A 13,339-nucleotide genomic window follows, 5' to 3' on the forward strand; every position below is an offset into this window, starting at 1 on the left:
GGCGACAGTCTTTACACAGATAATTTTGTTTACCTCTTTGTTTACCGTTCTTACTGATACTAGTGGAGCCACATTCGGGACATTGCATCGGTTTTATCCTCTTTTCATATCCCTATTATGCAACGCCGAAAATCCCAGCGGACAATTTGCAGCTTTTCGCAAAACTGCTTTGAAGTCCCCATCTGAACTTAAATCCTATCGCCAGAATGTTCGGACGAAGGTGCATGAAGCTTTAGCGAGGTGGAGAGCATGACAAAATTCAATCCCAATTCACTCGCCTCAAAACTACCTAGATTCTTTGGAAGTCAGTGACAATGAATGATGATTTTGATTTCTTAGATGAGGATTTTGGGTTTGGTGAAGCAGCCGATCGTACCCTCTCATCCAATCGTGAACTCCTAACGCTCAAACTCCTGCGAGAAGCGATTCAAACACAAAATCCGAACGATCCTGTCATGCAGGATTTTGCCGAGTATGTGTTGCCTAACTTGCTACGAGTCGCGATCGGCGTTACTGCAAAGGGCGGTAAATTCTTCGATGAACTCGATCGGCAAGCTGATGCGGCAGGCAAAGAACGAGTCCGACGGGATAATGCCGCTGACCAATCATTGAACACCCATTTGCTGAATGGGTTATTTCCAGCAAATTTCATTGAAAGGCAACTCTCAAAGCTGAATACTACGGTTAAGCGTGTTGTTCAGGAACTGCAACGACGGCTTGTGATTGCAGCTTTCATTCTGCATGATTTTGAGAAATTCCCCGATGTGCCTCAAGACTGCCGCAAACTCCCGATCTCAGCCCATCGCCAAATCATTGCCGAAAAAGTAGAACAACTTGGCCTCGATCGCTTCATTTGTCCTAATGATTCCCAAGCCTACCAAGATTACATCGATGATCTGTTATGCATGGCCTATAACGCACAACGGCGATGGGATACAAACTGGAACTTCTCAGAATATGGCCTCAACCCAACCCTAAACGATCGGACATTACGTGCCCTTTCTGATTTAACCTGTCTTGCAGATTCCCTCGCTTCCATCATTAAGCATCCCTACGATGCTGAAAGCCGCAAATTTAAGGAGCTACTCCATAACCTTAGTGATGGCCTAGTTCGTCTGACTTACCACAGCATTGCGGAAAACAGAGGGGTATTAACTAATGTTGTAAATAACGCTCTCATCGAAGCCCACAAAAGCCTCAATACGGACGAGTGTAACTACTATGAGCCGCTACTGTACTTACCAACGGGGGTGATCTATCTAGCTCATCGTGATGCGCCACCAGTGAGGCGGGAGGGGTTGAGCGATCGGGTCGTTCAGAGCATCAAAGAACTGTGTGCAGGCCAACTTCAGCAGCGACAAACAGGATTTGGGCGCGATGGTAAAGGCATGAAATATGCTGATTACTATAGTTTATTTTTTGATGATATTGCCCTCATGCGCGTTGCCCTAGATGCAACATTGCGTATTCTCAGGACTGGGAAAAACTCAGTTGCAGCGAGTCGTAGTGAAAATCTAGTTAAGTTCCAAACTCAAGGTATCTTATCGTCAGATTACGATTTTAAGTTTAGCGATGACATTCGGATTGACCAAATTGCCGAGTTTGGCGACGTCATTAGTCGGAAGATTTGGGGCGATCGCTTAGACAAAATCGAAGCAGCGCGTAAGAAAAATAAAAAGCTCCCCGTACCGCCCGATCTTGAACTCATCCACAAAGTTGCAGAATTTTGGGATCTGTCGAATCACCTGCCACAAATCCGTGAGATTCAGCAAATTAACGAATCCCTCAAGGCTCTCAAACTAAAAGGGAATACAGGCGGCGTTCCCTACGAATGGTACTATCTGGCGGCTCAATACCTAGAGAAAAATCCTGGCATTGAAAGTGTACGAGAGACTTGTGAGCAGGTGATTAGCAATCTTGCTAGCTTGATTCAACCCGTCGTGGCGCAATATACTATTTCAGATGGTTGGGATGACTTACGGCAGTGGTGCGATCGGGTCATTATGCTACCAAGCGATCACCCAACCGGAACAGATGCCGTCAATATTTTTCTCGAAGAACTGAATCATTACAACAACGCCAAAAAGCCCGGAAGAGGTCGGCAGCTTGTCTGTTCCATCTCCCACTCAGCCTATACTGTGACTGAACAAATGGAATCGGCAGTATTGTTTACACCACAGGTGTACACGAATAAACAAATGCTGGGAGGCTCCAACGCGAAACGTAATATTTCCAGCATTGCTGGGATTGAAATGATGCTGCGGCAAATTTTGATGAATCAGACCCAAGCCGTGGGCAAACGCTTTGAGGATGGCAAATATCGCTATCTGTACTTCTATCCCACCTACTACTTCACGCCAGAAACCAATAAGTTTCTACAGAAAGCCTACAGCAGCATTGTCCAAACTCGTTTTGATACCAGTGTGCGCAACCACTTTATCAATCGTGATTTGGATGCTGATTTCAGTCGCGATCGGTATCAAGCCATTGATGCATTTTTGATAGATGATGACTTAGAATGGAAGAAACAACTGGATGAAAAAGATCCTGAATTTAAGCGCGATCGGACATTCAAACTGGCATATCCTGATGATAAGCCTCTGACTTTTTACTTTATGGCACTGCCCCCCGGCAAAGACCCAACGGATACTGAATCCTGGGTGATGCCTGCCTGGTTAGCTTTAGCCTTTCCGCTCATCCTGGATGTCAAAACCGTCGTTTCTGAATCTCCCATTCCCCCCTTTAACGATGGAGCCGAATTTGAGGAGAGCGTATTTCTAGATAGCGCACCCCAGGCAATTAGAGTCTTACTAGGGAACGATCGATTTCGCCTTGACCACATCCTAGAAGGCTGGACGACCCCTGACGGCACCAATCGGGCTTCTCCGCTCAATGCATTAACTGCGGCCTATGCCATTCACTTAGATGTCAATGCAAAGCAGGGTAAGAATGGTTATGATGCCAACTGGGGCAAGTTGACCGAATTAGCGAAAGATCTAGAAACCAGTGCGCTCTATGTCTTCACATATTTAGCCAAATGGGCTAGAAATCAGAAAGATGAGATTGGTAGTTCTAACAAGCGTAGGCTCTATGCCTATACTTTCTACCCCTGTTTTGATCCCCATGTAGAATTTCAGTCTGAACTGAACCAATTTACTATCAAAAATCCTCGCTATTCACCCATGAATCATCCTCAGAACCTCACCGCACTTTATCGCAAGTTCTATCGAGCCAATAAACAATTCAATCCCAAGGCCAATGCAGTTTTAAAGCCCCTTGATTTAGCGGCTGATACTTTGTTGAAAGCGGATGCCAGCGTTTTTCATGGTGAAACGCTAATTGCAACCGTAGCAGCTGAAATCTTTAAGCTCATGGATCGAGTTCACGCTTCTACCGCAGAAGGTCGATGGATACTCAAGAATCGTGAGGAGGAGAGACAAGCGGTTCTTGAATTTGCAACGTACTTTGTGGTTGATGTCTTTGAAAAGTCTTTCGCGGGTGATCGAGCACGCCTAGCAGGACGACAATTGAATTTACTGCGGGATACCTGCGAATTTCTCTATCGACTGGAAGATGATAAGGAAAATGCTCAGAAAAAACAGAAAGCTGACGAAGAGGACACTGAGATGGTAGAGGCAACTTCATGAATAACATCCTGCAGCCCAATGTATCCTACACATTTAGTAAAATCTTTGAACTCAAGATTGAGCCAGATGACCTCGCGGCTGACTTGGGCTATGGATTTTGCCGATCTCGTCTCCAATTGCCCCAATATGCTGGCGACTTACCCACCCTAGAGGATTTGCGAACTCGCTTAGAGTCTGTCATGCCCTATGTAAGCCTAACCAATGAAACTTCCCGTCGAGAAGTTTTAGTGTCCCAGGTCGTGTTGGAAGTGGTTCGTCAAACGAAGGCAGAACTCAAGATTGAGTATCCGATCAAAGTGACTGAACAACTTCAAGGGATTTTGGATTACTTGCTCAAATCTCAAACAGAGCTTTTAGTCATTGAAGCTAAACGCGAAGATTTAGACTACGGATTTACACAACTGGTGGCAGAAATGATTGCTCTTGATCAATGGGATCGATCCCCGAATCAGCCAGTTTTGCTGGGTTCTGTGACGACAGGCCAAATCTGGAAATTTGGTGTGCTCGATCGTGCGACCAAGCAGATTCAACAGGGTCTCGACCTTTATCGGGTTCCGGAGGATTTGGAAATGGTGCTACGGATCCTAATCCATCCTCTCGCAGCATAATTAGTATTCAAGATTCAACTCGGAGAAGTTCATCATGACATTTCTAAAATCGATCGATGTAGCGAAGTTTTTCCATGCAGAAATTCCCTATAAACCCATGGGTAAATACGCTCACTTTGTGACTATTCGGATTACTGAATCCTATCCCCTCTTTCAGACCGATGGTGAACTCAACAAAGCGAGAGTCAGTGCTGGGATTGTGGATAAAACACCCATTAGCCGACTTTCGATGTTTAAACGGAAACAATCTACCCCTGAACGACTTGTGGGTCGGGAACTCTTGCGTACTTATGGTTTAGTCAAACCGGAAGAGTGTGAATATAACGTTGAGTTTGGGATGAATAACCCGGATTGCATTATTTATGGCTTTGCGATCGGGGACTCGGGCTCTGAGAAGTCCAAAGTGGTGGTTGATACCGCATTTTCCATTACTCCCTTTGATGAAACCCATGAAACATTTACGCTGAATGCTCCGTTTGAAAATGGCACCATGAGCGAGAAGGGCACGGTCACCAGTCGAATTAATCAACAGGATCACATCAAACCGCAGGTGTATTTCCCCAGCATTGTGACGCTGAAAGACCCCACAGAAGCGAGTTTTCTCTACGTGTTCAACAATATTCTACGAACCCGTCACTATGGTGCACAGACCACGCGCACTGGCCGAGTTCGCAATGAACTAATCGGAGTCATTTTTGCGGATGGCGAGATTGTTAGTAACCTGCGCTGGACACAAGCGATTTACGATGCGATGAAGGCTGCTGGTTACATGGGTGGTACCGATCCCTTAAATGAAGAGAATGTGTTATCCACAGCCATCAGTACGATTCAAGACTTAATGGCAGAGGAGTTTATTGTGCATACGGATCTACTGGGGCCAGATTTTCAACCTGTTTTATCAGAGGTCAAGACTCTTCTAGGGAAGGAATCCACCCTGAAGCAAGTTTTAACCCAAGCCGATCAAGAGGCTAAGGCATACTTCAAAGCCTATATCGAGAGACCGAAGAAAGCGGCTGCGAGGGGATAATCAGTATGACGCATATCTATCGCTGCACGATCGAATTGCATGATAGCCTCTACTACGCGACCCGCGAGATTGGGCGACTGTATGAGACAGAGCCAGTGTTGCATAACTATGCGTTGTGCTATGCATTGGGATTGGTGGATAGCGATCGCTATTCCACCCGTGTCTCCGAGGAGCATGGGTACCGTTACTTCTGTCCGGAGCAGGTGCCAAAGTATGAAGCCCATCTGATGCCACTCAATCAGCAAGGCATCTATGTAACACCTGCTCGGGCGGTTAACCATGCAGCCGTTCTCCATACGTGGAAGTATGCGAATAACAACTACCACGTTGAAATGGAGAAAACCCAGAAAAATATCCCAAGCTTTGGGCGAACTAAGGAAATTGCTGCTGAGAGTCAGTTTGAATGTTTTGTCATCACTAGTAAAACTCTTCAATTTTCCAAATGGATTCGTCTGGGGAAATGGATGAGTAAGGCGGCGGTGAGTTTAAGTGAACCCCTGGAGTTTACCAATGATACGGGGGATTTCGTTTGTGAACATCCGCTGAATCCGTTGGATGTCATGTTTACCCATCAAGTGGTGAGCTATGACACACTGAACATGCCGCCAGTCAGCCTGATTCGGAATGTGCGGATTCTCAAGGGGGCTCACTATCGCGTGAAAATGGGTAAAGAGACATTGACTTTACCTGCGAACATGCAATACCACTTTGGGGGCGGCTGAAAATTCTTAGATTGCGATGGTGAGCTAATGCCTCGGAGTGAATGGAGCGTTTCTAGCAGGGTTCTGCTACTTGCCAAACCCTTGCGGTTGGAGTGTTTTCTACCGTTCTGCTGACTCAGTAACTCTGCTGCAAACCCCATTGGAGCCTGACTTTTTAACCTATGAATGTGTTTCTGTTGGTAGGCCTGGATTGCCGTAGCCAGCAAATATTAATGAACTCTTTTCCGATTGTAATTGAGCTTACGTATTGTCTTGATGATTCATTATGCCACATAGTTTAATACTGAATTTAGTGCCTCAGTCGCCAATTTATCCTAATTTTTTAACGGGGCGACAGGTTCATGCACTGTTTTTAGAAATTGTGAGTTCGGTGGATAGGCCATTGGCCGATCGCTTGCATGAGCAGAAGACGGAGAAGGCGTTTACGCTGAGTCCTTTGCAGATTGGGAAGCAAGCTATTCGCTGGCAGTACGATCGACCGATTCAGGCGGGATCTCCTTGCTGGTGGCGGATTACGCTGCTGGATGATTTGTTGTTTGGGCATTTGACGAAGCTGTGGTTGAATTTGAATCCGCAGAAGGCGTGGCATTTGGGTTCGGCGGATTTGCTGATTACGAGTGTGTTGGGGACGCCGCAATCAACGCAGCCTTGGGCGAATTTTGCGAGTTATAGCCAGCTTTATGAGCAGGCTTCTGACGATCGACGGATTGCGGATTTGACGTTCTATACGCCGGCGAGTTTTCGGCAGGGGTTGGTGGATAATCCGATTCCGGATGTCGATCGGGTATTTAATAGTCTGTTGCGTAAGTGGAATCAGTATAGTGGAATTGAGATTCCAGATACGGTGATTCAAAACATTGCACCGAGTTTTGTGAATATCAGAACTGCGATCGCGCCGGATTCGCGCAGTCAGTTTGTGGGTTGCGTGGGGGAGATGAGTTTTAAGTTGTTTGGCAAAGTGGATTCTGCAATGGTGAAGCAGTTTAATGTGTTAGCAGATTTTGCAATGTTTGCGGGAGTGGGACGGAAAACACCGATGGGAATGGGCATGGTGCGGCGGGTGTTTGATCGGAGTTGATGGGAGTGGGGAAGGCGTGGGAGGGTAGCGGGGTAGGTGTATGCGGGATGATTATGTGCCGATCGCGGCGTTGAATCAGTATTGTTATTGTGCCCATCGCTGTTGGCGGATGTTTTGTGCGGGGGAGTTTGAGGAGAATCAGTACACGATCGAGGGGACGAGTTTGCACGATCGGGTGCATACGCTGGGGGATGGCAATCGGGAGGAGACGTACCAGGTGCGGGCGATTTGGCTGCGATCGGAGCGCTATGGGTTAATTGGTAAGTCGGATCTGATTGAGGAGCAGGATGGGCGGATGTATCCGGTGGAGTATAAGCGCAGTGCGAAGGGGGAGTTTGAGAATGATGCGTTGCAGGTGTGTGCGCAGGCGTTGTGTTTGGAGGAGATGACGGGGCGGGGAGTGGCGCAGGGCTATGTGTATTATGCGCAGTCCCATCAGCGGGTGTTGGTTGAACTTTCGGAGGGGTTGCGACGGGAGACGATCGAGACGATCGGGCGGGTGCGGGAGTTATTGGAAACGGGGAAGATGCCGAGGCCGGAATATACGCCACGGTGTCAGGGGTGTAGTTTGTATGAGCGGTGTTTGCCGAGGGCGGCGGAGCGGGTACGGCGATATCGGGAGGAGTAGGGAGAGCAGGTTATTCAATAGAGTGGGGAATGGTGATGGGAACGCTGTATATAATGCAGGATGATTCGTTTATTGGGAAGGTAGATGAACGGATTAAGGTATCGCATCAGAAGCAGGTTTTGCAGGATGTGCCGTTGATTAAGTTGGATGGGATTGTGGTGATGGGGCGGGCGACGGTGTCGCCTGCGGCGTTGATGGAGTTGTTGGAGCGGAAGATTCCGTTGACGTTTTTGACGGGGACGGGGCGGTATTTGGGGAGTTTGGAGCCACCGTTGACGAAAAATATTTTTGTGCGATCGGCGCAGTGGAATGCGGCAAGGCAGGAGCCGGAGCGGGCGGTGCATGTGGTGCGGGGCTTTGTGCGGGGGAAGTTAAAGAATTATCGAAATGCGTTGTTGCGGGCGCAGCGGGAGGGGTCGCGGGCGGATTTTTCGGGGGCGATCGGGAAGTTGGAGCAGGCGATTAAGCCGATCGATCGCACGGAGTCGATTGATTCTCTGCGGGGGTTGGAGGGGGCGGGGAGTGCGGCTTATTTTGGGGTGTTTGGGCAGTTGATTCGGGCGGATGGGTTTACGTTTAAGGTGCGGAATCGGCGGCCACCGCTTGATCCGGTGAATGCGTTGTTGAGTTTTGGCTATTCGTTGTTGTTGCATGATGTACAGAGTGCGGTGAATATTGTGGGGTTTGATCCCTATTTAGGTTATTTGCACACAGAGCGCTATGGGCGGCCTTCGTTGGCGTTGGATTTGATGGAGGAGTTTCGGCCTTTGGTGGTGGATGCGATGGTGTTGGCGGTGATGAATCGGCGGGTGTTGGTGCCGGATGATTTTATTCGGGAGCCGGTGAGTGGGGCGGTGAGTTTGACGGATGAGGGGCGACGGAAGTTTTTGCGATCGTATGAGCAGAAGAAGCAGTCGGCGTTTAAGCATCCGGTGATGGGGCGGAAGTGTTCCTATCAGGAGGCGTTTGAGATTCAGGGGCGGTTGTTGGCGAAGTTTTTGATGGGTGAGACTGAGTTGTATCCGCCGTTGGTGTTGAAGTGATGTTCGTTGTAATTTCTTACGATATTCCGGAGGATAAGCGCCGGACGAAGATTCATAAAATGCTGAAGTCCTATGGCCAGTGGATGCAGTTTAGTGTGTTTGAGTGTGTGGATTTGTCGGAGACGGAATATGCTAAGTTACGATCGCGGCTGGCGAAGATGATTCAGCCGGAGGTGGATAGTGTGCGGTTTTATTTTTTGTGTGCTTGTTGTCAGGGGAAGGTGGAGCGGATTGGGGGTGAGGCGGTGCGGGATGATACGGTGTTTTTTGCGTGAGGTGCGCGGGTGGGTGGGTGTTTTGTCGGGGAGATGGGGCTGATGGCTGGGAAGGCTGATGGGGGTTGGGTTTGGTGGATTGTTGGGTTGTGGGCGATCGGCGCGGAGGTTGGATATGAGTGTTGATGCGGGTTTTCGGGGGATTGGGGGGAATGAGGGTGATGAAGTTTCTGGGGTTTCTGGCTATAATGGGGGCGATCGGCGATTCTGTACCTTGAAAACTGCATACAGCAATACTTTCAGATGCCCGCCGTTCGAAAATGGCTGAAACCCTTTTAGGGATTGAAACTGTTAGTTGTAAGTTGTATCTGTTGTCGTTGCGCGTTCGAAAATGGCTGAAACCCTTTTAGGGATTGAAACCGAAGCAGACAAGCGAGTGACGGTCTACAGTCCAGAGGTTCGAAAATGGCTGAAACCCTTTTAGGGATTGAAACCAAGCGTTTCTAGACTGTAGGGGGGAAGAGTTGGACACGTTCGAAAATGGCTGAAACCCTTTTAGGGATTGAAACATGCTCTGCAAACGTTGCTCCACGCCGGGTCACCACTTCGGTTCGAAAATGGCTGAAACCCTTTTAGGGATTGAAACCGATCACCTGGGATCGGGGTATTGGTATGCCCTCGGTTCGAAAATGGCTGAAACCCTTTTAGGGATTGAAACGAAGCGCACCTACGCAGGGAACTGGCAAGTAACACGGAGGTTCGAAAATGGCTGAAACCCTTTTAGGGATTGAAACAAAAAAAGGGGGCAAAGCCCCCGGCAACTCAACACGTTCGAAAATGGCTGAAACCCTTTTAGGGATTGAAACTTAAATTCGTCAGCGCGAAGAGCAGGTTTGCCAGCAGTGGTTCGAAAATGGCTGAAACCCTTTTAGGGATTGAAACAGAACTTTTACCAACACACAGGCCGAAAGCCCCTGTTCGAAAATGGCTGAAACCCTTTTAGGGATTGAAACCCAAGGCTGCGGGATAGGCGGCTTGGGCAACTGGGTTCGAAAATGGCTGAAACCCTTTTAGGGATTGAAACCCGGTGTTCTACCGGTGTAAGCACCGGAGCCTATATACGTTCGAAAATGGCTGAAACCCTTTTAGGGATTGAAACCAGCCAGTAGACGGGTAAGCCCTCTGTCCAGTTTTGTTCGAAAATGGCTGAAACCCTTTTAGGGATTGAAACACGAAGACGATCGGGCAAGAAGGTGGTAACCCGACCGTTCGAAAATGGCTGAAACCCTTTTAGGGATTGAAACCAAGGTTCTAGGGCGTACCTGGTGGTACTGGTTGCTCGTTCGAAAATGGCTGAAACCCTTTTAGGGATTGAAACCCGCTCAATCCAAACTCAACCGCCAAGCCTACAAATGTTCGAAAATGGCTGAAACCCTTTTAGGGATTGAAACAAACGCTAATGTTCCGAATGGCTAGACTTGGCACGTTCGAAAATGGCTGAAACCCTTTTAGGGATTGAAACGCATCGACAGACCTTGTCTCCTATCGAAAATTTCATAGCGTTCGAAAATGGCTGAAACCCTTTTAGGGATTGAAACGCAATAGCCAAAGCCGTGGAAGCAGGGTGGATTTCGTTCGAAAATGGCTGAAACCCTTTTAGGGATTGAAACAAACAATTCAACTGCTTAAAAATTTGCACGAAGTAAGGAAGTTCGAAAATGGCTGAAACCCTTTTAGGGATTGAAACAAAGAATAAAGCATTGATTGCTTGGTCATCATGGGTTCGAAAATGGCTGAAACCCTTTTAGGGATTGAAACCTACTACACCCCATGGGTGAAATTTTTGTTTTGGACGTTCGAAAATGGCTGAAACCCTTTTAGGGATTGAAACAGCGCGACTTTTCAGCCAGCACCCCAACCTCAACCGTTCGAAAATGGCTGAAACCCTTTTAGGGATTGAAACTCTTTACGAATTTCTTCGTAATCAAAGCGTTTATCGTTCGAAAATGGCTGAAACCCTTTTAGGGATTGAAACTGAACGATAGCGGCGTGCTTTCTATGTTTGTCCCACGGTTCGAAAATGGCTGAAACCCTTTTAGGGATTGAAACATCACGGCATGGCGCGTACCGCTACGGCCTATGTTCTGGGTGTTCGAAAATGGCTGAAACCCTTTTAGGGATTGAAACGAGACTGATTTTTCATGCCATTCCTCAGTTTTTTGCAAGTTCGAAAATGGCTGAAACCCTTTTAGGGATTGAAACAAGTGACTTATCGTAGTCATCCAGGGAAAGGTCAAGTTCGAAAATGGCTGAAACCCTTTTAGGGATTGAAACGCGGAAATAATTGCATTACTTTGATCGATAAAAAAGTTCGAAAATGGCTGAAACCCTTTTAGGGATTGAAACGAAACAAAGTTGAAACCTCCAACGCGACTGGGGCACGTTCGAAAATGGCTGAAACCCTTTTAGGGATTGAAACAAACTATTTAATTGTTTTCAGCGTTATCAGCGTCTTTAGTTCGAAAATGGCTGAAACCCTTTTAGGGATTGAAACGGGGCGTGCGGACGAGTTGCCCCCATCCTGGTACCTATGCACGTTCGAAAATGGCTGAAACCCTTTTAGGGATTGAAACCACGGCGGAAAAACCCTGGAGTGGAACCCAACAAAAACCCCGTTCGAAAATGGCTGAAACCCTTTTAGGGATTGAAACCATCTCTAAATATTTAGAGATAGCCCTTCACTTGAGTTCGAAAATGGCTGAAACCCTTTTAGGGATTGAAACTGTTCTTTGTGGCTGGATGCCTGATGTTTGCCAACATCAAGTTCGAAAATGGCTGAAACCCTTTTAGGGATTGAAACAACAGTCCTTAAGCTTGGGGTTCTGAACGTCAAGCCACGTTCGAAAATGGCTGAAACCCTTTTAGGGATTGAAACTTGCACTGGAACCGCAAGATACAGGCGAAATGAAGCTGGTTCGAAAATGGCTGAAACCCTTTTAGGGATTGAAACGAAGATTTTTGGCAGATTTCGGACGGCAAGACCAGTTCGAAAATGGCTGAAACCCTTTTAGGGATTGAAACATAACCATTAAAGCAAATTCCGCAGGCATTGCAGAGTTCGAAAATGGCTGAAACCCTTTTAGGGATTGAAACGAGCAAGGTCTGAAAGACGCCCAAACCAAGGCAGAACAACGTTCGAAAATGGCTGAAACCCTTTTAGGGATTGAAACGCCATACCTGCGTTAGTGAGTAGCCATGCCAACGGGGGAAAGTTCGAAAATGGCTGAAACCCTTTTAGGGATTGAAACTTCGTATTGACTCTCCGTTAAACGAAAACTGATTTGTTCGAAAATGGCTGAAACCCTTTTAGGGATTGAAACGGGTAGCAAGCCACGCAAAGGGATGCGGGGGAAGTTCGAAAATGGCTGAAACCCTTTTAGGGATTGAAACCGATCTCGGTTGTACTCAATCACCTTGCTGATGTGTTCGAAAATGGCTGAAACCCTTTTAGGGATTGAAACGTATTGAACGGCCCGTTTGGGGCGACGCTGGCTAGTTCGAAAATGGCTGAAACCCTTTTAGGGATTGAAACGATCTCTGGAGTTCCCCCTGTCAATCCAGGAAAGGTTCGAAAATGGCTGAAACCCTTTTAGGGATTGAAACTGGTGGGATTGTTGGGGGTTGTTGGGGTACTCGGATGTTCGAAAATGGCTGAAACCCTTTTAGGGATTGAAACCACAGGGCGATCGGGTTCCCGTAACCTAAATAGCGGTAGAAGTTCGAAAATGGCTGAAACCCTTTTAGGGATTGAAACGATCGCTGGGATGCGATATCGACGCCACCCCTCAGTTCGAAAATGGCTGAAACCCTTTTAGGGATTGAAACAGGACGGTATCAAGTGAGGCGATCCCACTAGTCGTTCGAAAATGGCTGAAACCCTTTTAGGGATTGAAACATGATTTTAGACTTGGTGCAAAAGGCCCTAAAAAGTTCGAAAATGGCTGAAACCCTTTTAGGGATTGAAACCCTGAGTGCTTATATGCGCACTAGCGACAACCCTCGTTCGAAAATGGCTGAAACCCTTTTAGGGATTGAAACCCGATCTGAAGCACTTCTAGCCAAGGCTGAAGAGTTCGAAAATGGCTGAAACCCTTTTAGGGATTGAAACAATTCCGCTACTCAGTGATAGCTTTGCCCTGCGATAGGTTCGAAAATGGCTGAAACCCTTTTAGGGATTGAAACGCTGGTAGTCTTTTTTAGTAAAGGATAAGGAAAAAGACTTGTTCTTTCAAGCCAATGCTTGCTTTAAACGAATCTGTTGGTTGTAGTGGTGGATAAAATTCCAAATCGCACTGATGTGATTCTCCAATT

The 13,339-nt window shown here is 47.3% G+C and carries 9 protein-coding genes and 1 CRISPR repeat array; of the genes, 8 read left to right on the forward strand and 1 reads right to left on the reverse strand.

Going from position 1 to position 13,339, the window contains the following annotated elements; all coding sequences use genetic code 11:
- The coding region (locus H6G21_RS25085) for an IS1 family transposase (RefSeq protein WP_347278042.1) at window positions 1-88 on the reverse strand (88 nt) is incomplete at its 3' end.
- A 226-nt stretch (window positions 89-314) separates the two neighbouring features.
- On the opposite strand from H6G21_RS25085, the gene cas10d reads away from it, so the two are divergent.
- The 8 genes from cas10d (at window position 315) to cas2 (ending at window position 9,028) form a co-directional block, all read left to right on the forward strand.
- A complete protein-coding gene (gene cas10d / locus H6G21_RS25090; RefSeq protein WP_190577341.1) occupies window positions 315-3,647 on the forward strand; it encodes a type I-D CRISPR-associated protein Cas10d/Csc3 in 3,333 nt (1,110 codons plus the stop codon).
- A complete protein-coding gene (locus tag H6G21_RS25095; protein ID WP_190577343.1) occupies window positions 3,644-4,255 on the forward strand; it encodes a hypothetical protein in 612 nt (203 codons plus the stop codon). The genes cas10d and H6G21_RS25095 overlap by 4 nt, the downstream gene beginning before the upstream one ends.
- A 34-nt stretch (window positions 4,256-4,289) precedes the next feature.
- Window positions 4,290-5,282, forward strand: a complete 993-nt coding sequence (gene cas7d / locus H6G21_RS25100; RefSeq protein WP_190577346.1) for a type I-D CRISPR-associated protein Cas7/Csc2 — start codon at window positions 4,290-4,292, stop codon at window positions 5,280-5,282.
- A 5-nt stretch (window positions 5,283-5,287) separates the two neighbouring features.
- Entirely contained in the window at window positions 5,288-6,004 is a 717-nt protein-coding gene (gene cas5d / locus H6G21_RS25105) for a type I-D CRISPR-associated protein Cas5/Csc1 (protein ID WP_190577349.1), read from the forward strand.
- A gap of 265 nt (window positions 6,005-6,269) precedes the next feature.
- Window positions 6,270-7,082 carry a CRISPR-associated endoribonuclease Cas6 gene (gene cas6, locus H6G21_RS25110; RefSeq protein WP_190577351.1) on the forward strand — a complete coding sequence of 271 codons (813 nt, stop codon included), beginning with the start codon at window positions 6,270-6,272 and terminating at the stop codon, window positions 7,080-7,082.
- Window positions 7,083-7,122: 40 nt separating this feature from the next.
- Window positions 7,123-7,710: a CRISPR-associated protein Cas4 gene (gene cas4, locus H6G21_RS25115; protein WP_190577354.1), complete on the forward strand. Its 588-nt coding sequence runs from the start codon at window positions 7,123-7,125 to the stop codon at window positions 7,708-7,710.
- Window positions 7,711-7,745: 35 nt separating this feature from the next.
- The gene (cas1d, locus tag H6G21_RS25120; RefSeq protein WP_190577356.1) at window positions 7,746-8,753 is read left to right on the forward strand and encodes a type I-D CRISPR-associated endonuclease Cas1d; all 1,008 of its coding nucleotides are present in this window, start codon (window positions 7,746-7,748) and stop codon (window positions 8,751-8,753) included.
- A complete protein-coding gene (gene cas2, locus H6G21_RS25125) occupies window positions 8,753-9,028 on the forward strand; it encodes a CRISPR-associated endonuclease Cas2 (RefSeq protein WP_190577359.1) in 276 nt (91 codons plus the stop codon). Before cas1d ends, cas2 begins: the two co-directional genes overlap by 1 nt.
- 252 nt (window positions 9,029-9,280) lie before the next feature.
- A CRISPR array of direct repeats spans window positions 9,281-13,210; the repeat unit is 37 nt; unit sequence GTTCGAAAATGGCTGAAACCCTTTTAGGGATTGAAAC.
- Window positions 13,211-13,339: the final 129 nt, after the last annotated feature.

It is taken from the genome of Alkalinema sp. FACHB-956 (assembly GCF_014697025.1).
Taxonomy (GTDB): Bacteria; Cyanobacteriota; Cyanobacteriia; order Leptolyngbyales; family Leptolyngbyaceae; genus Alkalinema.